This is a genomic window from Pseudomonas reinekei, from assembly GCF_001945365.1.
Taxonomy (GTDB): Bacteria; Pseudomonadota; Gammaproteobacteria; order Pseudomonadales; family Pseudomonadaceae; genus Aquipseudomonas; species Aquipseudomonas reinekei.
The window spans coordinates 1-23,457 of the sequence record NZ_MSTQ01000001.1 but is presented as its reverse complement, the minus strand read 5'-3'; the positions used below and the strand labels follow the sequence as shown (position 1 = coordinate 23,457).

Below are 23,457 nucleotides of genomic sequence, written 5' to 3'. Positions count from 1 at the left end.
GAAAAAAACAAGATCTGCCCCGATGTTAGTGACCACCGGCCTGGTCAGCTTGCTCGGTTTCTCTCAGTTAGGCGAAGCGGCCGAGCTGAAGGTCATTGCCAGTGGCGCACTCCGGGGCGCCATGGAACACCTTCAACCGGCCTATGAAAAAGCCAGCGGCAACACCCTGAGTTTCAGTTGGGGGCCTTCGATGGGCACCTCACCGGAATCCATTCCAGAGCGCATCAGGCATAAAGAGCCGATGGACCTGGCGATCATGGCCGACGAAACCCTGGAACTGCTCTCGGCCACCGGCGCCTTCGACATGACGACCCGCCGCGAAATCGCGGATTCACGCATTGGTGTTGGCGTACCTCACGGCAAAGCGAAGCCGGATGTCTCAAGCGTCGCGGCGTTGAAAGCAGCCCTGCTGAACGCTGACAAAATCGCTTATTCCCAGGGCGCAAGCGGCGTATACATCCGCACCGAGCTGTTCCAGCGTTTGGGTATCAGCGATCAAGTGAAAAACAAGACCGTCGAAATCGCCGGCAAGGAACTGGTAGGCACAGCCCTGGCCAGGGGAGATGCGGATATCGGCATGCAACAGATTAGCGAATTGAAAGTCACCCCCGGTGTCGATTTCCTGGGCCCGCTGCCAGAGGAGGTGCAGAAAGTCAGCCGTTTCTGCGCCACCGTTGCACACCAAACCCAAAATGCGCTGCCTGCGCGTGAATTCATTGCCTTTCTCAACAGCCCAGCGGCACGCCGTCTGCTTGAAGAGAGCGGCCTTGAGCCAGCGAAAAACGCGAATACCCAGGAGTCCAAATAATGAAAATAGTCTCGCGTCTTCTACTCGGAGCCACCTTTGGCCTGGCTTCTGCCGTTGCGATGGCCGCTGGTGCTCCACTGAAGCAAGAGCTGGTTCGCTACGACAATGTACAAATCGAGGTCAATGCCCAAGGTACCGGGCCGGTGATTGTGATGTTGCCCTCGCTGGGTCGCTCGGGTCGCGATTATGATCAGGTCGCCGATTATCTCCAGGCCGACGGATTCCGTGTGGTCAGGCCGGAGCCACGGGGCATAGGGCAAAGCAAAGGGCCGATGGAAAACCTGACCGTGCACGACTTTGCCCGTGACGTCGCGGCGGTGGTCGAGCATGAAAATAAAGGCCCCATCGTGGTGGTCGGTCATGCCTGGGGCAATTTCGCGGCGCGCATGCTCGCGGCGGATCGTCCCGATTTGGTGCGCGGCGTGGTCATGGCTGCTGCGTCCGCTGGCAAGGTTCCGCCAGGCTCCACTGAAAAACCCATCAACGCAGAGATGCGTCAGGCCATCGACGGCGCGGGCGATATGTCGCTTTCCGAAGAACAACGCCTTATCTATCTGCGCAAGGCATTCTTTGCCCCCGGCAACGACCCCAAGGTATGGCTGGGCGGCTGGCACCAGGCGACCCACGATGCCGAAGGCCATGCGCGCAACATCACCCCGGTGGACGACTACTTCGCCGCCGGCAGTGCGCCGATTCTCGATTTGCAGGGCGAGGCAGACACTGTGGCTCCACGGCGTTTCTCAGGCGTGCTCAAAAGCATGCTCGGCGACCGGGTCCAGGTGGTGGTATTGAAAAATGCCGGCCATGCCATGGCTCCGGAACAACCCAAGGCGATGGCGGATGCAATCGCCGCGTTTGCCAAGGCGCAGTACGCCCGCAAGCTGTAGAGCGCAAAAGCGCATCGAGCGTGTTTTCGTAAGTTTGAATGAGTGCTCCGAATCGAAAGGTTCGGAGCATTTTTTTGATCAATCGAGCCCCATTTTTTTCAAGCGTGACGCCAATGTCGTTGGCTTGATCCCCAGCAACTGGGCTGCACCATCCTTGCCGAACATCTTGCCGCCACAGACCGCCATTGCGGCGCTCAAATTATCCCGCTCAAGTGTACGTAGCTCCTGCTCGGTCATGATCCGTTCACTGACCTGCGCCACTGCCACTTGCTCAGTCGTCGCGGTGTTGGGCAGGTCTATGTTCAGTTCCGCTCCGGTCGCTGTAATCAACGCGCGCTCGATGACGTTCTGCAGTTCGCGGATATTGCCTGGCCATTCGTAAGCCTGCAGGCGCGCCATGTCCCCTTTATTCAAGCGATGACCGGGCATGTTCAAGCGGGCACCGATGAGATGGAGAAAATGCAAGGCCAACAATGGGACATCGGCACGGCGCTCACGCAGGCTCGGTGAGTGAACGGGAAATACATTCAGCCGGAAAAAAAGGTCTTCACGAAAGCGCTTGGCTTGCACTTCCGCACGTAAATCGCGGTTGGTGGCGGCAATGATCCGTACATCCACACTGCGGGTTCGCTCCTCACCGACACGCTCGAACTGCCCTTCCTGCAATACACGCAGGAGTTTGCTTTGTAACTCCAGGGGAATCTCACCGATTTCATCCAGAAACAAGGTGCCGCCGTTGGCCAGCTCGAAGCGACCGACACGATCACGTACTGCGCCGGTGAACGCTCCACGCAAATGGCCAAAAAATTCGCTTTCAAACAGTTCTGCCGGTATAGCCGCACAATTGACACGAATCAGCGGCTGATCCCGACGCTTGCTGGCCTGGTGAATGGCCCGGGCGATGAGTTCTTTACCGGTGCCTGATTCACCATGGATCAATACGTTGGCATCGGTGGGGCCGACGACATTTATCTGTTGGACGATCTTCAGAATCGGCTCGCTCTGCCCGACGATATCGCGATAGTTGTGCTCAATATGAATTTCTTCCTGCAGGTAGGCGTTCTGCTCTTCGAGTCGCTGCTTCAGGGTTTTCAGTTCAACCAGCGCGTTCTGCAACTGCAATTCGGTGGTGCGCCGTTCGGTGATATCGCGAAATACCACCACCGCTCCGATGATTCGGCTGTCACTGATCACCGGCGTACTGGTGAACTCCACCGCAAATGAGGTGCCATCGCGCCGCCAGAACACCTCTTGCCGCCCCTCATGCACCATGCCGTCATGCACGGCCTTGTAGATCGGACAGTCCTCCACCGGATAGTGGGCGCCATCGGCATGCGTATGGTGATGGATGCGATGGATGTTCTTGCCGATCATCTCTTCGGGGGCCCAGCCCAGCATGCGGGCACCCGCTGGGTTGACAAAGGTCGCTAGCCCATCGCTGTCGATGCTGTAGATGCCATCACCCACCGAACTGAGCAGTAGTTGCTTGTCACGTTCAGTCTCCTTGAACAGGTTCAGGATATTGCGCCACTCGATAAGGCCGCCACGCATGGTGCGTTCGGTTTCAGCCTGATCGCGCTGGTAGCGCTGCTGGCTCTTTTCACGCAGCACCAGTATCAGTTGCTGTACGCCCTTGACCACCAGGCGGGTGGCGGAGATTTCCAACTCGATCCGCTCGCCGCTCTTGCAATTGCAACGCAGCTCATCGGTCCAGCCCCGCCCTTTGTCCATGACCGCCTGAGTGAACACGATCAGGTCCGCCAATTGGTGACCGAACAGCTTGCTGACGGGAAACTCCAGCAGCTCCTGGCGCGGGTAGCTCAGCAGTTGGCAGGCCGCAATGTTCAAGTCCACGAAGCGATCGTTATAAGGGTCCAGTAGCGCAATGGCCTCGGCACAGTGCTCGAATACCATGTGGCGTGAGGGATAGGCCAGGTCCGTCCAGCCGTCTAAGGAGTCAGTGTCGCGCATGCCTACGAAATCCCGTAATTACAAGGTGTGACCAGGTTCATTTATACGGAATTTCGTAACCCACAAATAGTCCCGGTTTGCGCTTAAAAAACCAGTTCACCTCTCAGTTCAAGCTCGATCCAAAACTACGAAATCTCGTTAAACGCATCACGAACATTCGTATATCTACGTAATTAAGTAGTGTTCTGTCCAGCCAGAACTGATCCTTTATTTATCGATAAAAAATAAATATCTATATTTATCAGTCAGATAAAAGATCACCAAGTTGCCATGAACCAACTGGCACGCCCTTCGCTATCTGTCTCTCGACGACTCGCCGATTCCGGCCGTCGATGACAGCCCCTCAGCACAGCGGAGTAAGACATGCCAAATGTAGAAATTGCCCACTATCAGGACGGTGACTTTCTGGTCAATTACGAGGAGAAAGTGTTCGAGGACGTCAAAGCCGAACCCGGCGAAAAAGCCTTGCTGACGTTTCATACCATCGCCTTTGAAGGCTCCATTGGCCTGGTCAATATGCTGCAAGCCAAACGCCTCCTGCGCAAAGGCTTCGAAACCAAGATCCTGCTCTACGGGCCTGGCGTGCAACTGGGCGTGCAGCGGGGTTTTCCGACGCTGGGCGCCGAAGCCTTCCCTGGGCATCTGGCCGTCAACAACCAGATCAAGGCGTTCATGTCCGAAGGCGGTGAGGTATACGCCTGTCGCTTCGCCCTTCAAGCCTTGTATGGCCAAACCGAGAAAGCCTTGATCGAAGGCATCCGCCCCATCAACCCGCTGGACGTCATGGACCTTCGCCTGCTGATGCGTCGTGAGGGCGCCATGATCATTGATACCTGGACGGCTTGACGCCCCCTTCTGAAAGGAGCGTGCGATGGCAACCTTCCTTGCCATCGCCGACACCGAACGCTCAAGGCCATTGAAACGTCGATCATCCCTGACAGGATCCCATGACATGCCTACCATTCGCGCCGCAGCCGTCCAGTTCAGTCCGGTGTTGTATTCCCGTGAAGCCACGGTCACCAAACTGTGTGACACGCTCCTGGACTTGGGTCGCAAGGGCGTTCAGTTCGCGGTGTTCCCGGAAACCGTGGTGCCTTACTACCCTTACTTTTCTTTTGTGCAACCGCCCTTCGCCATGGGCAGGAGCATCTGCGCCTGCTTGAGCAAGCGGTCATCGTGCCCTCCGATGTCACTCGGCAAATAGGCGCAGCGTGCCGCGAAGCCGGTATCGTTGCCTGCATTGGCGTCAACGAGCGGGATGGCGGCACGCTCTATAACGCCCAACTGCTGTTCGACGCTGACGGCACGCTGATCCAGCATCGCCGTAAAATCACCCCCACCTATCACGAGCGCATGGTCTGGGGGCAAGGCGATGGCTCAGGGTTGCGCGCCACCGGCAGTGCAGTCGGTCGCATCGGCGCGCTGGCCTGCTGGGAACATTACAACCCGCTGGCGCGTTATGCGCTGATGGCCGACGGCGAACAAATCCATGCCGCGATGTTCCCCGGCTCACTGGTCGGGCAGATCTTCGCTGACCAGATCGAGGTCACCATCCGCCACCATGCGCTGGAGTCCGGTTGTTTTGTGGTTAACGCCACGGCGTGGCTGGATCCCGAGCAGCAGGCGCAGATCATGGCCGACACCGGCTGTGCCGTCGAACCGATTTCCGGTGGCTGCTTCACCGCCATTGTCTCGCCAGAAGGGAAATTGCTGGGCGAACCTTTGTGTACTGGCGAAGGCGTGATCATCGCTGATCTCGACTTCGCGCTGATCAACAAACGCAAACGCATGATGGATTCGGTGGGTCATTACAGCCGCCCCGAGTTGCTCAGCCTATTGATTGACCGTCGCGTCACGGCACATGTGCAAGAGCGGCGGGAAAGCGTCGAGGACGCCCTCCATGAATAATCTGAATGCATCACCGCCAGACAGCCAGCTTCTGAGCGCATTGCAATGCCATGGCGTGCGCTGGCAGGGTGCCGACGGCCTTACGCGTAAAGGCGGCGCCGGCCCGTCTGACCATAAGGCTCTGACCCTGGGCGAACACACCGCGATGGTACCGATGCTCAACCAGGCGTCGCAAAGCTCACCCTACTCCGCCGTGCCTGATGCGTCGGGGGCTCAGGCGCTGATCTTTCGCGAAGGACTGCAGGTGGGCCAGGTGCAGTTGCCGGGCATCCCTAACTTCTACGCCCTGAACACCGAAGACGGTACGCCGTACTGGAAAATCGCCACCTTGCACAGCAAGGATGTGCTGGCCACGACCGTTCTACAGCACTGCATTCGCATGAACGAGGCCGCCACGGCCTGCCAGTTTTGCGCCATCGGCCACTCCCTGGCCGCAGGCAAAACCATTGCCCGTAAACGCCCGGCGCAATTGGCGCAAGTGGCCAAGGCGGCGGTGGAACTCGACGGCGTCAAGCATATGGTCATGACCACGGGTACGCCGCTGACGTCCGATCGCGGAGCCGCCATTCTGTGTGAGTCGGCGGCGGCCGTCACCGCCGCTGTCGATCTGCCGATCCAGGCACAGTGCGAGCCGCCAGATGACGATGCCTGGTTCATGCGGCTCAAGGACAGTGGCGTGGTATCGCTGGGCATGCATCTGGAGTCGGTCACTGATGCCGTGCGTCAACGCATCATGCCTGGCAAGGCTCAAGTGCCCCTGGAGCGCTACTTCAGCGCCTTTGAAGCCGCTGTCAACGTATTCGGCCGCGGTCAGGTCAGTACCTACATTCTTGCCGGGCTGGGTGACAGCGAAGAGGCAATTGTGCAGATGAGCGAGCGCCTCGCCCGCGCCGGCGTTTATCCCTTTGTTGTGCCGTTCGTGCCCATCGACGGTACCCCACTGGCCCATCACCCCAAGCCCGACAGCGCCTTCATGCAGCGGCTCTACCCGCGAATTGGCGCCAGCCTGCGCAAGCACGGCCTGCACTCGGATAACATCAACGCCGGCTGCGCCAAATGCGGCGCGTGCTCGGCCCTGAAACATCACGAGTAACGGGAGCCGCCAGCATGCCAATACAGACCTTTGCCCTGATCGACGACACGTTCGCCGACTTCCTCGCCGACGACCTGCTGGTCAAGCCAGCACTGGCCACATGGGAGCGTCAGGACTACTACGCGTTACGCCGCGCGGTGTTTTCCGATGAGCAGCAATTACTGGCTCAAGACCGCGACGAAAAAGACTTCCAGGCGATTCCGATCGTTGCCGTGGCGCATCATTGCGGCATGCCCGAACGGGTGGTCGGTGCGGTGCGCATCTATGAAACCGAACCGGGCGTCTGGTACGGCGGACGTTTGTGTGTGGAGCGCGCTTATCGACGCCACGGCATGATCGGCAAGGCACTGATCAATGAGGCGGTGTCACGCGCGATCGACCTGGGCTGCCGCACCTTTCTAGCCACCGTGCAACACGCCAACGAGAGCTATTTCCAGGGCCTGCACTGGCAAACCTTACAAGCCGTGGACGTGTGCGGACACGCGCACTGCCTGATGCAGGCTCAACTGGGCTGTTACCCCTTCATGCCTCGCAACGTAGCACTGCCGACACGCAAGGTGGTGCGGCATGACTGACCTCCAGACACACCTGCACGAACTGCTCGCGACGCTGCGCGACTCACCGGCCATGCTGGCCAAGCAAGCCATCGGCCAGGCTGCGGCGGCGCAGCCGAGCCAGGGTATCAGGGGCGACGATCTGTACGCATTGCCCGGTGACGACACTGCAGCTATCCGCTGCGGCGATCAATACCAACTGCTGGCCATCGAAGGCATGATCCCGGCTTTTGTCGAACAGGCGCCTTGGTTCGCCGGTTGGTCGGCCGTCATGGCCAATGTCAGCGACATCACCGCCATGGGGGGGCGCGCCACTGCGGTGGTCAATGCCTATTGGCACCATGATCCACACGCCACCGACAGCCTATTGGCCGGTATCCGTGACGCCTGCGCGGCCTACGGCCTGATCATAGCTGGCGGCCATACCAGCTTGGCGGCCGGCAATCCTGTGGCGCTGGCAGTCGCTATCACGGGCTGGGCGCGCAGCGTACTCTCGACCCTGCACGTCGCGCCGGGCCAGATCATCGTCATGGCGGTGGACCTGGATGGCCAGTGGCATGGTAACGCGCCCTACTGGAAAGCCTTCGAGAACGTGCCCGGAGCTCGTTTGCGCGAGAAACTCGAGGTGATCCCGCTAATGGCAGAAGCCGGCCTGTTACTCGCGGCCAAGGACATCAGCAACGCTGGAATTCTAGGCACCCTGTTGATGCTCCTCGAACCCACCCACTGCGGCGCACGGATTCACCTTGAGGCGCTGCCCATCCCGGTCGAGACGCCGATGGAGCGCTGGCTGCAAGCATTCCCCAGTTACGGCTTCCTGCTCACCCTTGAGCACGAAAACCTAGCTGCCGTGGAGGCAGCGTTCGCCGCTCAAGGCATTCACTGTGCCTGCATCGGCGAGGTCGATGACAGCGCCCGGCTGCAGGTGATTCAAGGCCACGAACAAGTCGAGTTCTGGAACTTGGCCAGCCACCCCTTTACCGGATTCAGCTATCCCGAATTCGCTCACCCTGCCCTCTCGAAGGAGCACTGACATGCCCGCCGTGAACATTCGCCTGCGTTGGCCCGATGGCCAGGAAAGCAACACCTATTCACCTTCAACGACCATCTACGAACACCTCCAGGAAGGCTGCACGTATTCCATGGCCGAATTTTTACAGCGCGCGGAAACCGGCCTGAACGCGGCCTCGGAACGTGTCAAACAGGTCAAGGGTTTCTACTGCAGTTCGGCAATGGACAGCCTGGGCGGCCTGCGTATACGGGCGCGCAACTTTGCCGACCCGCACGCCCGGGTCGAGGTCGTGGAAATCAAACATCAGGGCACCGGCACGGTTCATTACTCAGGCTTCGGCGACATCTGACGGCGCTGTTCAAATTTGAAGAGGACTTCACCATGACTCACTACACAACCATCGTCGTCGGCGGCGGCCAGGCCGGCCTTTCGGCCAGTTACTACCTGCAACAACAGGACATCAATCACGTGGTTCTGGAAAAACATACACTGACGCACACCTGGCGCAGCCAGCGCTGGGACGCCTTTTGCCTGGTGACGCCGAACTGGCAGTGCGCCCTTCCAGGCTATCCTTATACGGGTAATGAGCCCCATGGTTTCATGACCAAGGATCAGATCATCGACTACCTCGACGGTTTTATCGCCAAGGTCAATGCCCCGACCAAGGAAGGGGTTGCGGTACAGCGCATGACCGCACGCCCGGAGGGCGGCTACCTGCTCAATACGTCCAAGGGCGACTTCACCGCCGACCACGTCATTATCGCCAGCGGCGGCTATCACACACCGATCATTCCGCGTCTGGCCGAACGCTTGCCGACGCAGATCACGCAAATTCATTCCGAGCAGTATCGCAACCCGCAGGCCTTGCCCGAGGGCGCCGTGTTGGTCGTGGGTTCGGGCCAATCCGGTGCGCAGATCGCCGAAGACCTGCATCTGGCCGGGCGCAAGGTTTACCTGGCCGTCGGCGATGCGCCGCGTTGCGCACGCCTCTACCGTGGCAAGGACGTGGTCGACTGGCTGGCGCAGATGGGCTACTACGACATTGGGGTGGACACTCACCCGCTTCGCGAAGGCGTGCGCGACAACACCAACCACTACGTCACAGGGCGTGATGGCGGACGCGATATCGACCTGCGCCGCTTCGCCCACGAAGGCATGCAATTGTTTGGCAGGCTCGAAAGCCTGGAAGGCACCACGCTGAAATTTGCCTGCGACCTGGGCGCCAATCTGGAAGCTGCCGACGCGGTCTACAATCGCATCAACGCCAGCATTGACAAGTACATTGCCGAGCACTCGATCGATGCGCCAATCGGCACGCCCTACACGCCGCTGTGGGCGCCGAAAGAAGAGCGAAGTGAACTGGAGCTCACCGCCAGCGCCATCACCAGCGTGATCTGGTGCATCGGTTTCCAGCCAGATTTCAGCTGGGTCGATGTGCCTGTCTTCAATGGCCGCAGCTATCCCGGCCATACCCGCGGGGTTACCGCTCGGCAAGGCTTGTATTTCCTCGGTTTGCCATGGCTGCACACTTGGGGCTCCGGACGGTTTTCCGGGGTGGCACGCGATGCTCAATACGTGGTGCAACACCTGGCAGCGACAGGCCTGTGCCGGGAGCGGCAACAGGCAGTCTAGCGCTGAAGGAGTTGGCCCATGTTTGCCCAGGCGATTATCCGCCGGGAAAACATGGGCTTAAGACTGGTGCAGTTTATTGGCTCGCATACACCTGCTGCGCAAACTCGGCGATGGCATCCGCCATTGCACGCGGCTGCTCGGGCGCCATGGCGTGTCCGGCGTTGGCGATGGTCTTGTGTTCGACCCGGTCGCCGAGCATGGACTTGAGAATGTTCGGAATCACCACTGCGTCATGCTGTCCTTGCAGGTCAAGAATCGGTACGGTTTTGCCGGCCGACCAATAAAGTTCCACCGGCGTGCTGTCTCGCGCATGGTCCTGCGCCTGGTGGGTCTTGTCATACCATCCGCTCAGCCAGGGACGCGGGTCATTGCCGGGGGCAAAAAACGCCTCTTTGAGATAGTCGATACGCTTGGCTTCCGGCAACGAGTAATTACCCGCGCCTTTGATCGCCTCGACCATGCGCCCATAGGGTTTCTCCGATGAGCCGGCGGGCAACTTTCCTATCGATGCGGCCGCCAATACGATGCCATTGACCAGGTCCGGGCGGTCCACCGCCAGCACGCGTGCGGGCTGACTGCCCCAGGCATGCCCGACCACTACCGAAGGCCCGGTCTTGGCCATGTCCATTACCAGCGCGACGTCGGCGGCGAAGTCATGCAGCGTCGGTGTGTCCATGGGTCCCTTACTGCCCTTGACCCCGCGTGGTTCTGGGCGGATCACGCGATAGCCGTCAGCGGCCAGGTACCGTGCGACCTCGTCATAATCATTTGCGCCGCGCCCCTTAGAGGGCAGGATCACGATCACATGGCCCTTGCCCTGGTCCAGCGCTTCGATATGGACGTTGCCCTTCTCGGCCACCAGTGTACGTACCGAATCATCGGCATTTCCCGGCAGGCTATAGGCTACGAGGCCAGCGACGATTAAGGATTGCATGACGCGAGTGTAGTGCATTGGATGAGCCTTTTTATTATGGGTGTGAACACTCAGGTTTATGCACCGGGAAGAAAATAACCAATACCGATATCTCATGGTGTTCGATGCCTGTCGGGCATGGCCCTACCCTGCATGGATCCCCTCCAAGTCCCATGCCCTGCCGTTATGGACACCTATGGTTTAAAGGTCTTGGCGCGAACCAGAACGCCGCCCATATGCTTCCAAGCTCCTGAATACAACAATAATGGAGCCCCATGAATACACTCACCGCCGCTCAAGTCACGCCCCAGGAGGCGCTGGAGTCCAGCGCTTGTCGCAAAGCCGCGATACGCTTGATCCCGTTGCTGGCCATCGCGTATTTCTTCAACTATCTGGACCGAACCAATGTCGGGTTCGCATCGTTGACGATGAACGACGATTTGGGGCTCACCGCGTCCCAGTTCGGTTTTGCGGCCGGCATCTTTTACGTCGGTTATTGCCTGTTCGAGGTGCCCAGCAACCTGGCGCTTTACCGCTTCGGTGCGCGCCGATGGCTGGCCAGGATCATGATTACGTGGGGGCTGTTTTCGGCGTCCACAGCGTTGGCGCAAGGGCCTGTCAGTTATTCGGTCATCCGCCTGCTGGCCGGCATCGCCGAAGCCGGCTTTTTCCCCGGCGTCATCTTCTTCCTGTCGTTGTGGTTTCCCATCCAGTATCGAACGCGGGTAATGGCCTGGTTTCTATTCGCCATCCCTGTGTCTTCGGTTCTCGGCGGGCCTCTGTCGGCTGCCATGCTGGCAATGGATGGCATCTGGGGTTTCCACGGCTGGCAGTGGCTGCTGGTGCTGCAAGGGCTGCCTGCCTGCGTACTGGGTGTGATGTGCCTGAACATGCTGGCCGACCGGCCCGCTGACGCAAAATGGCTGACCGTGGACGAGCGTCACGCGTTGCAATCGGCCCTCGATGCCGAGCACGAATCGAAGGGTTCCCACAGCTTTCGCGAGTCAATCAACGACGTGCGCGTATGGCTGCTGGCGGCCATTCTGTTCAGCTACATCATTGGCATCCTCGGCATCGGCGTCTGGCTGCCGCAAATCCTCAAGACCCATTCACTGACCACCACTCAAATCGGCTGGGTGTCGGCGATCCCCTATCTGATCGCCAGTGTTGCCATGCTGCTGTGGGCCAAAGTGCTAGCGCGCAAGCGTCGTTATGTCCTGCACCTTGCAATTACGTGCGCCACGGGGGCGGCCGGTTTTATCTTCTCGGTGGTCTATAGCGACCTGATTCCGGCGCTGATTGGCCTGACGGTCGCGTTGATTGGCTTAAGCTCGGTGCGCACCTGCTTCTACAGCATTCCGGCGACGTTCCTGAGCAAGCAGGCAGCGGCGGGTGGCATTGCGTTCATTAACGCGGTGGGCAGCCTTGGCGGCCTGGTGGGACCGTATGCAGTGGGCTGGCTCAAGGACGTCACACACTCATTCAATGCCGGTCTCATTGCGATGGCGGCCATGCTGTGTGTCGCCACGGTGTTGACGTTGATTTTGCGCTACGTGGTAAAGGAAGCCTGATACACCAAGGCCCCGGCGGGCTGATTAAACCGCCGGGGTTGCTCATCAATTGCAGTGGAACTTCTTCTGGCGAGCCATGAACGTCGAAAGCTCTCTACCCTCCCGGTTGTAGCGCTTGAGGGCCTTCGCCACAACGCCTAGCCCCACCTGGTCGGCATAGTAGGTCAACCCGGCTTTGTAACGGGGGAAGCCGTAGCCATGAATCCAGACCAGATCAATATCCGCAGGGTGCGCCACGATATCGTGCTCGATCAACCAGGCGGCCTCGTTGACCATCGCAAACAAACAGCGCTCTTCAATTTCGTGATCGGTGATGCTGCGGGGGGTGATGCTCCATTGTTGTCGATGATCCGCCAACAACTCTGCCAGCCAAGGGTCCGGCAACGCTTGGCGGCTGCCTGACGCGTAGCGATAGAACCCGAGGCCAGCCTTTTGCCCGAGCCGACCTGCGGCATACAACGTATCGACCCAATCGCAGCGTTTCTCACGCTCGCTCAACTGCGACAAACGCCCCTGACGGTTACGCCAGGCGACGTCCACGCCAGCCATGTCCCGCAATTCAAAGGGGCCAATGGGAAAGCCGAACGCACGCATCACTCGATCGACGGCTTCGGGAGACGCGCCCTCCTCCAGCAGGAACATGGCTTCTCGCTCTCGCGCCGCCAAGAGCCGATTCCCGACAAAGCCGTCGCATACCCCCACGGTGACCGCCACTTTGCCCAGCCGCAGCGCCAAACCAAGCACGGCAGCCAGCACAGACCTATCGGTTTGGGTCGTGCGAACCACTTCCAGGAGTTTCATCACCGGCGCCGGGCTGAAAAAGTGCATCCCCAATACCTGCTGCGGGCGACGGGTGCAATCGGCGATGGCTTCGACGTCCAGATATGAGGTATTGGTTGCCAGGATGGCGTCCGGCTTACACAGCGTATCCAGCTGGCGAAATACCTCGCGCTTGACCTCCATGTCTTCGAAAACAGCTTCGATGACCAGGTCGGCGTCCGCCACAGCGTCCATTGACGTCGATGGCGAGATCAAAGCCCGGCGTTCCTGACAGACTTGCTCATCCATACGCCCCTTAAGCAGCGCGTCGCGGTAATAGTCATCAATGTGCTTAACGCCGCGTTGCAGCGCTGCGTCCTGTACATCGATCAGGCTCACAGCAACACCTGCATTGGCCACGCAGATAGCAATCCCGCTGCCCATAGTGCCTGAACCGATGACCGCGACCTTTTCAATCCCACGTCCCTGGCCGTTAGCGGCGAGCGTGCGCGTGCGCCCCGCCAGGGCTCGCTCGGCGAAAAACAGATGCCGCAAGGCCTTGGCCTGGGCCGATTGCCGCCTTTCGATAAACAGCGAGCGCTCCAGCGCCATGCCGGCGTCAAACGACTCGGTCAGAGCCGCATTGATGGCCTTGAGCGCGGCCTGGGGTGCTTCTTGCCCAGCCAGCTTCTTCATCACCGCAGTAACTTTCGTTTCGAATTCAGCGCTGTTGTGGGCGGGCATCAACCGATCCCGCGTGCGCTCCCAAAAAGGATGGGTAAGGATAAAGCGCCTGGCGTGTTCGATGGCTGCACCTGGCAGGTCGTCGGCCACACAGTGGTCGACCAGCCCGACGGCCTGAGCCTGCGTCGCCGACAGGCGCTGCCCGCCAATCACGACATCAACGGCGACCAGCGGCCCACAGAGGCGAACCAGCCGCTGCGTACCTCCCGCGCCAGGTATCAAACCCAGGCTGACCTCCGGCAAGCCCAACACCGTGTGTTCATCGGCAATACGCAGATGACACGCCAGCGCCAACTCGAAGCCGCCACCGAGCACCGAACCATGCAAGGCCGCGATGACCGGCTTCTGGCTGTTTTCGATAACACTCAGAACGTCCGGCAGATGGGGCTCCATCAGGGGCTGGTCGAATTCCTTGAGATCGGCGCCGGCCACAAACGTCTTGCCCTGGCAGGTGATAACAATGGCCTGCACCGCAGGGTCGGACCCGGCCAGAGCGAGGCAGGCCGAGAGCTGTTGCCGAACGCCTTGGGACAAAGCGTTCACCGGCGGGTTGTTGATTGCGATGACAGCGATGCCGTCATCTGTTTTCAGGCTTACCAATGCATCCATGAGGGTTACCAGTCAGAGGAAGGAAATGGGATAGCTGAGGATCACCCGCGTGTCGTTGGCATTGCGCGAGAAGTCCGAGCGATACGCGGCGTTGCGCAGGCGTATGTCCAAGGCCTTGAGCGGTCCGCTTTGTACCCGGTACTGCAATTCGATATCCAACTCGCGCTCGCGGCCTGAATCGGTACTCAGAACCTGTGCATCAGTGCCTTTGACGTAGCGGGTCATAAAGGTCAGCCCCGGCAAGCCCCACGACGCCAGGTCACGGGCATAACGCAGTTGCCAGGAGCGTTCACCCTTCTCGGCAAAATCGCCCACCTGCACGAAGTTGACCAGATACGGGTCGGTGCCCTCGACGTAGGGAAACGCCGAATCCCCGCTCATGGCCTGATAACCCAGGCTGAATGCGTTGCCACGCCATTCGTATGTTGCCATCCCACTGAATGCGCGATTGTCGATCTGCCCGGCGCGTGCCTGTCCTTGATCATCAGTGATAAACAGCCGCAGGTCTGACTTAAACTTGCCCTCGCCGACTTCGTTGGCGCTGCTGAACCCCAGGTAATGCTGTTGGTAGACATCCTCCAGACGACCGACCTGGTAAGTCAGCTGCACCGTCTTCCAACGATAGGCAGCGCCTGCCAACTCAAAGGCACCGCCATCCAGCTGGCCGCTGAAGCGCCGGTTCTTATTATTGATGGCCAACCCTTGCGCGCCTGTGACATCGCGGTCAGTCACTTGGTCAAGGTGCCCGCCTATCAGCTCCAAGCCGCCCCACTCTCGGGACTCGAGCATGCCGCCGCGGAAGGTCTGCGGCAGTAAGCGACCGAAGTTTGATTGCAGGGTGGGCAGCTTGGGCATCAAGGTGCCCACCTTCAGCTCGGTTTTGGACACGCGCATTTTTGCGGTCAGCCCGGCCTTGGAATACTCATCGGGTGCCCTGCCGTCATCATGAACCGGCAGCAAGCCGGTACCGGTGCGGTCCGGGCTGGAGTCGAGTTTCAGTCCGACCATGGCGATTGCGTCCAGGCCGAAGCCGACGAATCCTGGGGTGTAGCCCGACTGTGCGCGAAGAATGAAGCCTTGGGCCCATTCATCGCGCTTTGATTGGCCGCTGCCATCACGAAAGTCGCGGTTCATGTAGAAGTTGCGCAGCTCCAGGTCGACTTTGGCATCCGCCAGGAAATCCGCGGCCTGTGCACTGGCAAGCCATGGCCCGGCGGCGACGATCACGCCCCAGGATGCAGCTGTTTTCTTATTATTCATGAGGGATTCCGGGCCGTACTCAGCCACACCGAACTCGGCTGAGGTCGGTGGGCCGATACGTGCGTCAATGTTGAGAGGGGTATCAGCGTACTGAGGTCATGTAGTCGCTGGCCTTGCCAGGAATCGATTGGCCCTGAATCTTGCCGAGAAACGCAATGGCCCGGGCCACGTCGTCTTCGCTCAGATAAGGCGTTTGCGGGAACGAGTGTTTGTTGGACTTCCACGCCGCTGCGTAGACATTGTCCGGCGTGCCTTCAAAACGAGCACGCACGAGTTTCATCGCTTGCTCAGGGTCTTCGTTGATCAGCTTGGTCGCTTGCGCGAGGCCGTCGAGGAACTGTTTGACGGTTTTCGGGTTTTCATCGGCCCACTGTTTGCGCGCGCTCAAGGCAATCGAAGGGTAGCCATCAAGCTCCTTGACCTGCCCGTCGGCCATGTCCAACAGCGTGAACCCTTTGTGCTCGATAATCGCGCTGTCCGAGGTGGGCGAGGACAAGGCAAAGCCATCGATTCGTCCTTGGGAGAACGCGGTCAGAATGGCGCTGGCGCTGTTGAGGTAAAGCAGGGTGAAGTCTTTCTCTGCCGAAAGGCCACCCTTTTCACCGAGGAAGCGCACCAGGAAATCGGCGCTGCCACCCGCACCGCTGACGGCGATCTTCAAGCCTTTCATCGCCTTCAGGCGTTCTTCCATAGGGGTCTGCGCGGTCAGGCTGAGTTGGTCGGCTTTCTTCTGGCTGATGACCACGTTACTTGCATACTGTCCCACCAGGCGCCCCAGAAGGGTTAGATCAGCGCCCTTCAATTTAGCGTTGATCGAATTCTGGATCGCGCACGAACAGAACTCCACGGTTCGACTGGCCAGGCCCGAAGTCGCGGCGCCACCGCCCTTGAACTTGATCAATTCGACATTCATACCCTGCTTCTTGAAATAGCCGCCATCCACCGCCACGAACAGCGGCATGTGCACGAAGCCGTCGGTGCCCAGGGCAACCTTGATGTCCTGCGCATGTGCGCCGGCGCTCGCGGCCACCAGCGAAGCGACCAGGCCCATCTTTGCAATCAGCGTTTTAATAGACATATGTACACCTGTATTTTCTTGTGCGTTATGAACAGGTCAAACCGAAGCTTCACGATCACCCAGGTCTTTTTTCCACGGCATGAGACGGGTTTCCACCATCCGTACAACCGCTTGCAGCAGCAGTGCCAGGGCGATAATCGCGACCAGTGCGGCGAATACGCCGGCGGTGTCCAACTGCCCGGCTGCATCTTGCAGCAGGTAACCGAGCCCGCGATTGGAGGCCATGATTTCGCCGACGATGGCGCCGATCAGGGCATACGGCACCGAGAGCTTGAGGCCGGTGAACACCCATTGGATCGCCGAGGGGAACACCACTTTGGTGATCAGGTGATGTTCGCGGGCGCCCATCAGGCGCAGGATCTCCAACTGCTCGCGGTCAACCGCACGCACGCCGCTGTAGGTGTTGAGGAACACCAGGAAGAACACGATGGTGGCGGTCAGGATGATCTTCATCTCGATGCCAATGCCGAACCACATGATGAACAGCGGCGCCAGGGCCACTTTGGGCAAGCTGTAGATCGAGATCAGGATCGGATCGAGTAGCTTGGCCAGCAATTCGTTACGCCCCAGCAACAGCCCCACCCCAATCCCGACGGTCGCCCCCAGTACGAAGCCTGCAAGGGTTTCCACCACCGTGATCCCGCCATGGGAAAACAGCCTGCCACTGATGACCAACTCGTAGAACTTGCCAGCGATCTCGCTGGGTGAGCTGACGAAGAAGGGGTCGATCAACGGCCCCGAGGCGAGTTGCCAGGTGCCGAAAAGCACGATGAAAATCGCCAGGCGTCCAAGGAAAATATTCATGCTTGGTTATCCTTTGCTGCATCGTTCAAAGACGGGGTCATGAAGTCCCACAAGTCGCCGCAGAGCTGGTGATAGCGCGGGTCTTTGCGCAACTGCAGAATGTTTCGCTCCTCGCCCAGGGGAATCTGCACGTCCTTGACGATGGTGCCGGGGCGGCCGGCGAAGATCAGACAGCGATCGCCGAGTGCCACGGCCTCATCCAAATCGTGGGTGACAAAGATGACCGTCTTGTTCAACCGGCGACTGAGACGGATCAGCTCGGTCTGCATGCGCATGCGCAGTTGCGCATCCAGTGCCGCGAACGGCTCGTCCATCAGTAGGGTTTCAGGGTCATACGCCAGCAGGCGGGCCAGCGCCGCACGTTTACGCATGCCACCGGATAGCTGACTGGGGTAGGATTTTTCGAAGCCTTCCAGGCCCACGAGGCGAACCAGTTCCTGGATGCGTACGCGGCGTTCGGCCTTAGCCATGCCCTGGATCTCCAAAGGCACGGCAATGTTGCCGACCACATCACGCCAAGGCAGCAAGTGGTCACTCTGGGTCATGTAGCCGGTACGGCCATTGACCCCGCAAACGGCCTTGCCGTTGTAGACCACCTGCCCTTCGGTGGGCGCAAACAACCCCGCGACCATGTTCAGCAAGGTGGACTTGCCGCAGCCCGACGGCCCTACCACGGTGACCACTTCGCCCTTCTTGATCGACAGGTTGATGCTATGCGAGGCCTGCTTGGCAACACCCTTGACGGTGAAGGATTTGGACACGCCGATGAACTGGATGAGCGATGAAACCTGCTCTTCTCTTTCAGCGCCTTTAGGCTGGGTAATGGCTTTCAATGCGACAGGCATGATGGGCCCCCGCTCTGAAAATGGAGGTTGCCCAAAGGGAGCCGTTGATTCGATGTGCAATTCAGTATGTTCATAGCGACCTACTTGTTTTTATGAGTCGTTGATGAAGCTGTCTTGATTATGAAACCGGGGGGGTGAGGGTCAATCCACCTATTCCACACAGTGGAACAGGTGGCGCCTCAGGCCAGCAGCGTGAGGCCATCAACGGCCCTCACGCCCTGCCCTTCGGCCAGCACGCGCAAGGGGTTGATCTCGGCCTCTTGCAGCTTTGTTCCCAGGGTGGTGGCCATATCGGCGAAGGCGAGGATGCAGTCGACCAACGCGTTGACATCGGCCTTGGGCGCGCCGCGATAACCGTCGAGCAGCGCGAAGGTTTTCAGCTCCCGCAGCATTGCGTCCGCGTCATTGCGCGAGATCGGCAGCAATCGCATGCTGGTATCGCGCAGCAGTTCGGCGCTGACACCGCCCATACCCAGCAGCAACGCCGGCCCCAGTTGTGGGTCGCGATGGAAGCCGAGGATCAGCTCATGTCCGCCACTGACCATCTCCTGGACAAGGAAACGCTCGGGCGCGAACCCGGCCTTCTGCGTGACCACGCCGCGCATGTCGTCCAACGCCTGACCAATGCTGTGTTCGCTCAGGCCGAGCGCAACACCACCGACTTCGGTCTTGTGAGGGATGCGCTCGGACAGCACCTTGAGCACCACGTTCGGGCCGAGCGCCCGGGCGGCCTCGATTGCCTCGCCGGCATCCGCGACCGCCTGCTCACGAGTGACGGGCACGCCGAAACGAGTAAACAGGGCTTTGCTCTGCTGTTCATCCAGGGTTCCACTGGGCAACTGCTCGACGTCCTCGGCGCTCATATGCTGACGGCTTGATTGCGCTCGCGGCGTGTCCTGAACAATGCAGGCTTTGGCTTTGAGTGCCAGCAATGCACTCGCGCAAGCCTCCGGCGCAGTAAAGGCGACGCCCTGGTTGCTGTTGATACGTAGCAAGGCTTGCGGTGCGTACGGGCTGACATAGGCAAGCACAGGCTTGCTGCTGTCGCGCTGGCTGTCACGGATCGCGTCCGCCATCAGCGTCGGGCGCGCGACACCGGATGATCCCACCACACTGATCACCGCGTCGTAGTCCGCGCTTTCCAGCAGGATGCGCATGGCTTCTTGCATGATCTGCGGCTGCAGGCCGGCCAGGGTCAGGTCGATGGGGTTACGGTCGAGCACCGCCTGGTCACCGAGGTCCAGATCACGCAAACGTGCAGCGGTGGCCTCCCCCGGCGGCGGCGTGTCGAAACCATTGGCGCCCAGGGCATCGGCAATCAGCGTGCCCGCGCCGCCGGTCGAGGTCAGAATCGCCACCCGGTTACCCGCCATCGTGCGCCGGCTGGCCAACGCGAACGGCAGGTCGAGCAGATCGGCAAACGTCTGTGCCCGCACGATGCCCAGTTGTTTGAAGTACACGTCGTAGAGTGCGTCGGCGCCGGCCAGGGCACCGGTATGGGAAGCAGCTGAACGGGCCCCAGCTTCGGAGCGCCCGACCTTGAACACCACGATGGGCTTGCCGGCGGCTCGCGCCTTGAGTGCTGCGCGGCTGAATTTCTCGGTGTCGCGCAGCCCTTCAAGGTAAAGAGCAATGACTTCGGTGGCGTCGTCATCTACCAAGTAATCGACGAAATCGGCGACGTCCAGGTCGACTTCGTTGCTGGTTGCCACCAGCTTGGAAAAGCCGATGCCGGCGGCAGCACCACGGGACAGGAGCGATCCCAGGATCCCGCCACTCTGGGAAATGACTGCGATGTTACCCGCTCTCAATGCATCCTGATCCAGCGCACCGCTGGCCGACAAGGTGATGCCCTGGGTAAGGTTGATCAGGCCGATGGTGTTCGGACCCAGGATGCGCATGTTGCCTCGCGCCTTGTGCAAGGCCTGTTGGCGCGCGACGCCCGCTTCGCCAGCCTCGCCATAGCCACCGGCAAGCACGATGGCCGCCGGCGTGCCCATGGCCGCCAGTTCGGCAACGGCCTGGTTGGCACGCTCAGGCCCGAGCAGGATGATAGCGGCGTCCGGCACCTCTGGTAGTGCGGCGATAGAGGGATAGCAGGTCAACCCATCGATCTCGGTGTACCGCGGGTTGACCGGATACAAGCGGCCTTCGAAGCCATGTTTGCGCAGGAATGCGATGGGCCGTCCGGAGGTTTTTTGTGCATCGCCGGAAGCGCCGATCACCGCGACACTGCGCGGGTTCATCAGGCGGGAAATATTATCCATGCTCATGCCCTCTTCGCTTTGGCCGCCAGAAAAGCCGCCACCGACGCCTGATGCTCGGCCGAGGTGTAGCAAATGCCTTGCGCCTGGCTGCCCATGGCCAAGACCTGGGCCTGGGTGAGTTCGAAGCTGTTGTTAAGGATGGATTTGCTCAATGCCAGTGCGGTCGCCGAGCCGGCGGAGAGTTCCAATGCCCAGCGCCGGGTTTCGTCCAGGAGATCGTCATGTTCGACCACTCGGTCCACCAGGCCGATCGCCAGCCCTTCGTCGGGCTCTACGCGGCGACCGGTGTAAATCAGTTCCTTGGCTTTGGGCAATCCGACTCGACGCGGCAACAGGTACAAGCCGCCGCCGTCGGGGATCAGGCCCCGAGCGATATAACTCATGGCATAGCTGGCTTGCCGGGAGGACACCACGAAATCGCAGCTCAGTGCCAGGTCGCAACCCAGCCCCGTGGCGGCACCATTGACAGCAGCCAGGGTCGGCTTGGGCAGGTTGAGCAATAGGGAGACCGCATGATGCACGCGCTGCTGGCGCTTCCAGCCGTTATAGGCCACCTCGCCCGCCGGTGCGCTCATGCGTTTTTCCATGCCCTTGATGTCGCCGCCTGCGCAGAAGCCTTTGCCGGTACCGGTGATGATGAGGGCGCGAATCTGGCTGTTTGCGGCCACTTCTTCCAGCAACTCGATCATGTGGCTGCGCATCTCGTCGCTGATGGCGTTGCGCGCTTCGGGTCGATTAAGGGTCAGCACCGCGATGCCATCGTCATCGACGGCCATGTGGATGGGCGAGGTAACACTTTGCAACATCGTCATGGGGAATCTCTCTCTTGTTGTTGGCATGGCAGCAGCCCAAACTGAAGGGCCTTGCGCTGATCCCGAGTCTATGGAGCTCCCCATGATTGACAATCCGGCAATTCCACTGGATGGAACACGATGAAAGAGGACGACGGGTTTGATACGCCGGGTGCCGGCAAGGCGCCGATCAACCGTTCGCTGGAGCGCGGCCTTGAAATCCTGCGAGCCTTTCGCGCGGGCACCGAGTACTTGGGGAATGGCGACATCAGCGAACGCACAGGTTTGTCCAAGTCCACGATCAGTCGCCTGACCCAAACGCTGATCCACAGCGGCATGCTGGTGTACGACCGCCAACACAGTGCCTATCGCCTCGCACCCGCCACCCTCTGCTTCGCCAACGCCATGTACAACAGCAGTTCGCTGGTGCAGATCGCTGCGCCCTTAATGCGCGAAGCGGCCCACGCGTTAGGCGTGAATGTGGGGCTGGCCGCCGCCGACCGCGATGAGATGATTTACCTGGAGTCCATCCGACTGAGCCGTAAAAACACCCCACGAACCGTACAAACCGGGCAGCGAGTCCCCATGGAGTTCACTTCCTTGGGGCGCGCTTACCTGGCGACGATTGGCACGAAAGAGCGGCAAGCGCTGATGGCGAACTTCAAGTCGAGACGCTGCGATGCCAGGTGGACAGTATTGGAAACGGAGATTGCCGAAGCCTGCGAAAGCGTGCGACTTCGAGGGTATTGCGCTGCGTCCTGGCAGGCCGAAGTCGTGGCTATTTCAACCCCACTCGGCATCCGTAACTATCAGGACCATATTTTGAATATCAGCCTATCCACACCAAAGTCTATCGATGCTGTCGTGACGTGTTACGCCGCGCCGTTGATGGCGCTGGCGGACAAGATCCGCGCCAGTGTCGATAGCGACTCACGCTAATCCTTGAACAGGCCCCACGTCCTTAGAGGCAAGTCCGAACTTCACCATTGAGGCTGTCAGGAGGGCCATGAATGACCAGTTCTGGAACAAACCACACTGCTCAATGCTGAGCCGGCCAGCTTCTGCGTGATTTTCAACCAAATCCAAAAGCATGGTTTTTTGAGAGCCAACATCCATCAGCATCTAGACTGGGGCCGTCGAGGTAGTCGCGACGAGGCTAAAGGCGCCGGAAAAACTAGGTGTATGAACATCTATCGATCAACAATCTCGCTAATTCCGAGAACATTTAGTCAGCAATCTCGGCCCCGTGAGCTATTTATGAACATCTGACATCGCCCACTTGTATAATCACGTACTACGTCAGATACGTGCGCAGGTTCGGGGACTTGGATGTTACAAAGGATCTGCCGCCACGTCGGTAACGGAATAATCAACGCTCCGCTACCTCAACGGCAGGCAGTTCCTTTTCGGTCACTTGATTGACTGCTTGCATTTTGAGTTTTTCGGGGTAACGCGGGTTGCTCATGGCACCTCCTAATTGGCCTCAGTTTAAGGGAAAGAGGTGTCTACGAAACTTGGGGGCGATTCATTGCATTCCTATTGGCTGGGCTCTATTGGCCCGCCAAGCGCGCGAAGCTGGTAGTCAGTGACTGCTTGAAACCTTTGTTCCGCTAACAGCCGTAGACTCTCTAGCTCAGCGCCACTGATACCGTCTGCTTGGGCTTGGTGATACCGCTTCATAGCGTCCACTGCATCGGTGTACATGTGATGGTCAGGAAACAAAGCGCTGTTGGCATCCGTCACCATAACGGTTACTCCGGGAGTCTGTATAAGGGGAGAACGGTGTCATGGGCCGCCTCAGCGCCGTGCAAATGATGGCATTTGTGTAGTGGTCTAATGAAACCGGACACCCATTTAGGCGAGAATGCTCGCCAGATAGAGGTGTCTGATGACCAAACAACGTCGTTCTTTTTCCGCTGAATTCAAACGCGAGGCCGCAGGCCTCGTGCTC

Annotated in this window: 20 protein-coding genes and 1 pseudogene; 11 read left to right on the top strand and 10 right to left on the bottom strand. The window is 59.6% G+C overall.

Annotated features, from left to right (window positions below; all coding sequences use genetic code 11):
• Positions 1 to 22 precede the first annotated feature (22 nt).
• Together BVK86_RS00110 and BVK86_RS00105 are read left to right on the top strand one after the other, a co-directional pair.
• The gene (locus tag BVK86_RS00110) at positions 23 to 808 is read left to right on the top strand and encodes a molybdate ABC transporter substrate-binding protein (protein WP_075944475.1); all 786 of its coding nucleotides are present in this window, start codon (positions 23 to 25) and stop codon (positions 806 to 808) included.
• Positions 808 to 1,695: an alpha/beta fold hydrolase gene (locus BVK86_RS00105; RefSeq protein ID WP_075944474.1), complete on the top strand. Its 888-nt coding sequence runs from the start codon at positions 808 to 810 to the stop codon at positions 1,693 to 1,695. The genes BVK86_RS00110 and BVK86_RS00105 overlap by 1 nt, the downstream gene beginning before the upstream one ends.
• A 78-nt stretch (positions 1,696 to 1,773) precedes the next feature.
• Here BVK86_RS00105 and BVK86_RS00100 read toward each other — a convergent pair whose 3' ends face one another.
• Positions 1,774 to 3,666, bottom strand: coding sequence for a sigma 54-interacting transcriptional regulator (locus BVK86_RS00100; RefSeq protein WP_075944473.1), 1,893 nt, complete (start codon positions 3,664 to 3,666; stop codon positions 1,774 to 1,776).
• Positions 3,667 to 4,029: 363 nt separating this feature from the next.
• Between BVK86_RS00100 and BVK86_RS00095 the strand changes: the two genes are divergently transcribed.
• The 7 genes and pseudogenes from BVK86_RS00095 to BVK86_RS00065 all read left to right on the top strand — a co-directional run bounded on the left by BVK86_RS00095 (position 4,030) and on the right by BVK86_RS00065 (position 9,865).
• Positions 4,030 to 4,512, top strand: coding sequence for an MSMEG_0572/Sll0783 family nitrogen starvation response protein (locus BVK86_RS00095; protein ID WP_075944472.1), 483 nt, complete (start codon positions 4,030 to 4,032; stop codon positions 4,510 to 4,512).
• A gap of 106 nt (positions 4,513 to 4,618) precedes the next feature.
• Positions 4,619 to 5,574: pseudogene (locus BVK86_RS00090) on the top strand (Nit6803 family nitrilase).
• Positions 5,567 to 6,667, top strand: a complete 1,101-nt coding sequence (locus BVK86_RS00085; RefSeq protein WP_075944471.1) for an MSMEG_0568 family radical SAM protein — start codon at positions 5,567 to 5,569, stop codon at positions 6,665 to 6,667. Before BVK86_RS00090 ends, BVK86_RS00085 begins: the two are co-directional and overlap by 8 nt.
• Before the next feature lie 14 nt (positions 6,668 to 6,681).
• Complete coding sequence (locus tag BVK86_RS00080; RefSeq protein ID WP_075944470.1) at positions 6,682 to 7,242, top strand: MSMEG_0567/Sll0786 family nitrogen starvation N-acetyltransferase; 561 nt, start codon at positions 6,682 to 6,684, stop codon at positions 7,240 to 7,242.
• The gene (locus BVK86_RS00075; RefSeq protein ID WP_075944469.1) at positions 7,235 to 8,254 is read left to right on the top strand and encodes a sll0787 family AIR synthase-like protein; all 1,020 of its coding nucleotides are present in this window, start codon (positions 7,235 to 7,237) and stop codon (positions 8,252 to 8,254) included. Before BVK86_RS00080 ends, BVK86_RS00075 begins: the two co-directional genes overlap by 8 nt.
• A 1-nt stretch (position 8,255) precedes the next feature.
• Positions 8,256 to 8,582 (top strand): MSMEG_0570 family nitrogen starvation response protein, encoded by a 327-nt coding sequence (locus tag BVK86_RS00070; protein ID WP_075944468.1) that lies wholly within the window; start codon positions 8,256 to 8,258, stop codon positions 8,580 to 8,582.
• Between the two features lie 32 nt (positions 8,583 to 8,614).
• Positions 8,615 to 9,865, top strand: coding sequence for an MSMEG_0569 family flavin-dependent oxidoreductase (locus BVK86_RS00065; RefSeq protein WP_075944467.1), 1,251 nt, complete (start codon positions 8,615 to 8,617; stop codon positions 9,863 to 9,865).
• A 73-nt stretch (positions 9,866 to 9,938) separates the two neighbouring features.
• Here BVK86_RS00065 and BVK86_RS00060 read toward each other — a convergent pair whose 3' ends face one another.
• On the bottom strand, positions 9,939 to 10,817 hold the full coding sequence (locus BVK86_RS00060; RefSeq protein ID WP_083659278.1) for an alpha/beta fold hydrolase: 879 nt from the start codon (positions 10,815 to 10,817) through the stop codon (positions 9,939 to 9,941).
• 236 nt (positions 10,818 to 11,053) lie between these two features.
• Between BVK86_RS00060 and BVK86_RS00055 the strand changes: the two genes are divergently transcribed.
• Positions 11,054 to 12,349 carry an MFS transporter gene (locus tag BVK86_RS00055; protein ID WP_075944466.1) on the top strand — a complete coding sequence of 432 codons (1,296 nt, stop codon included), beginning with the start codon at positions 11,054 to 11,056 and terminating at the stop codon, positions 12,347 to 12,349.
• A gap of 45 nt (positions 12,350 to 12,394) precedes the next feature.
• On the opposite strand, the gene BVK86_RS00050 is transcribed toward BVK86_RS00055, so the two are convergent.
• From BVK86_RS00050 to BVK86_RS00020, 7 genes are all read right to left on the bottom strand, one after another.
• Positions 12,395 to 14,461 carry a 3-hydroxyacyl-CoA dehydrogenase NAD-binding domain-containing protein gene (locus BVK86_RS00050; RefSeq protein WP_075944465.1) on the bottom strand — a complete coding sequence of 689 codons (2,067 nt, stop codon included), beginning with the start codon at positions 14,459 to 14,461 and terminating at the stop codon, positions 12,395 to 12,397.
• 12 nt (positions 14,462 to 14,473) lie between these two features.
• Complete coding sequence (locus tag BVK86_RS00045; protein WP_075944464.1) at positions 14,474 to 15,721, bottom strand: OprD family porin; 1,248 nt, start codon at positions 15,719 to 15,721, stop codon at positions 14,474 to 14,476.
• An 82-nt stretch (positions 15,722 to 15,803) separates the two neighbouring features.
• Positions 15,804 to 16,799, bottom strand: coding sequence for an ABC transporter substrate-binding protein (locus BVK86_RS00040; protein WP_075944463.1), 996 nt, complete (start codon positions 16,797 to 16,799; stop codon positions 15,804 to 15,806).
• A 36-nt stretch (positions 16,800 to 16,835) separates the two neighbouring features.
• Positions 16,836 to 17,603 (bottom strand): ABC transporter permease, encoded by a 768-nt coding sequence (locus BVK86_RS00035; protein WP_075944462.1) that lies wholly within the window; start codon positions 17,601 to 17,603, stop codon positions 16,836 to 16,838.
• Entirely contained in the window at positions 17,600 to 18,448 is an 849-nt protein-coding gene (locus BVK86_RS00030; RefSeq protein ID WP_083659276.1) for an ABC transporter ATP-binding protein, read from the bottom strand. The genes BVK86_RS00035 and BVK86_RS00030 overlap by 4 nt, the downstream gene beginning before the upstream one ends.
• A 179-nt stretch (positions 18,449 to 18,627) precedes the next feature.
• The gene (locus BVK86_RS00025; protein ID WP_075944461.1) at positions 18,628 to 20,715 is read right to left on the bottom strand and encodes an acetate--CoA ligase family protein; all 2,088 of its coding nucleotides are present in this window, start codon (positions 20,713 to 20,715) and stop codon (positions 18,628 to 18,630) included.
• A 2-nt stretch (positions 20,716 to 20,717) separates the two neighbouring features.
• Positions 20,718 to 21,527, bottom strand: a complete 810-nt coding sequence (locus tag BVK86_RS00020) for an enoyl-CoA hydratase/isomerase family protein (protein WP_075944460.1) — start codon at positions 21,525 to 21,527, stop codon at positions 20,718 to 20,720.
• 120 nt (positions 21,528 to 21,647) lie between these two features.
• Between BVK86_RS00020 and BVK86_RS00015 the strand changes: the two genes are divergently transcribed.
• Complete coding sequence (locus BVK86_RS00015) at positions 21,648 to 22,445, top strand: IclR family transcriptional regulator (RefSeq protein WP_075944459.1); 798 nt, start codon at positions 21,648 to 21,650, stop codon at positions 22,443 to 22,445.
• A 597-nt stretch (positions 22,446 to 23,042) separates the two neighbouring features.
• On the opposite strand, the gene BVK86_RS30020 is transcribed toward BVK86_RS00015, so the two are convergent.
• On the bottom strand, positions 23,043 to 23,252 hold the full coding sequence (locus BVK86_RS30020; RefSeq protein ID WP_075944457.1) for a hypothetical protein: 210 nt from the start codon (positions 23,250 to 23,252) through the stop codon (positions 23,043 to 23,045).
• Positions 23,253 to 23,457: the final 205 nt, after the last annotated feature.

Bases quoted from the DNA above. Each gene is read 5' to 3' on its own strand.
- BVK86_RS00070 (WP_075944468.1), top strand. From the start codon at position 8,256: ATGCCCGCCGTGAACATTCGCCTGCGTTGGCCCGATGGCCAGGAAAGC.
- BVK86_RS00105 (WP_075944474.1), top strand. From the start codon at position 808: ATGAAAATAGTCTCGCGTCTTCTACTCGGAGCCACCTTTGGCCTGGCT.
- BVK86_RS00015 (WP_075944459.1), top strand. From the start codon at position 21,648: ATGAAAGAGGACGACGGGTTTGATACGCCGGGTGCCGGCAAGGCGCCG.
- BVK86_RS00035 (WP_075944462.1), bottom strand. From the start codon at position 17,603: ATGAATATTTTCCTTGGACGCCTGGCGATTTTCATCGTGCTTTTCGGC.
- BVK86_RS00100 (WP_075944473.1), bottom strand. From the start codon at position 3,666: ATGCGCGACACTGACTCCTTAGACGGCTGGACGGACCTGGCCTATCCC.
- BVK86_RS00040 (WP_075944463.1), bottom strand. From the start codon at position 16,799: ATGTCTATTAAAACGCTGATTGCAAAGATGGGCCTGGTCGCTTCGCTG.
- BVK86_RS30020 (WP_075944457.1), bottom strand. From the start codon at position 23,252: ATGGTGACGGATGCCAACAGCGCTTTGTTTCCTGACCATCACATGTAC.
- BVK86_RS00075 (WP_075944469.1), top strand. From the start codon at position 7,235: ATGACTGACCTCCAGACACACCTGCACGAACTGCTCGCGACGCTGCGC.
- BVK86_RS00065 (WP_075944467.1), top strand. From the start codon at position 8,615: ATGACTCACTACACAACCATCGTCGTCGGCGGCGGCCAGGCCGGCCTT.
- BVK86_RS00030 (WP_083659276.1), bottom strand. From the start codon at position 18,448: ATGCCTGTCGCATTGAAAGCCATTACCCAGCCTAAAGGCGCTGAAAGA.
- BVK86_RS00095 (WP_075944472.1), top strand. From the start codon at position 4,030: ATGCCAAATGTAGAAATTGCCCACTATCAGGACGGTGACTTTCTGGTC.
- BVK86_RS00055 (WP_075944466.1), top strand. From the start codon at position 11,054: ATGAATACACTCACCGCCGCTCAAGTCACGCCCCAGGAGGCGCTGGAG.
- BVK86_RS00050 (WP_075944465.1), bottom strand. From the start codon at position 14,461: ATGGATGCATTGGTAAGCCTGAAAACAGATGACGGCATCGCTGTCATC.
- BVK86_RS00020 (WP_075944460.1), bottom strand. From the start codon at position 21,527: ATGACGATGTTGCAAAGTGTTACCTCGCCCATCCACATGGCCGTCGAT.
- BVK86_RS00025 (WP_075944461.1), bottom strand. From the start codon at position 20,715: ATGGATAATATTTCCCGCCTGATGAACCCGCGCAGTGTCGCGGTGATC.
- BVK86_RS00085 (WP_075944471.1), top strand. From the start codon at position 5,567: ATGAATAATCTGAATGCATCACCGCCAGACAGCCAGCTTCTGAGCGCA.
- BVK86_RS00080 (WP_075944470.1), top strand. From the start codon at position 6,682: ATGCCAATACAGACCTTTGCCCTGATCGACGACACGTTCGCCGACTTC.
- BVK86_RS00110 (WP_075944475.1), top strand. From the start codon at position 23: ATGTTAGTGACCACCGGCCTGGTCAGCTTGCTCGGTTTCTCTCAGTTA.
- BVK86_RS00060 (WP_083659278.1), bottom strand. From the start codon at position 10,817: ATGCACTACACTCGCGTCATGCAATCCTTAATCGTCGCTGGCCTCGTA.
- BVK86_RS00045 (WP_075944464.1), bottom strand. From the start codon at position 15,721: ATGAATAATAAGAAAACAGCTGCATCCTGGGGCGTGATCGTCGCCGCC.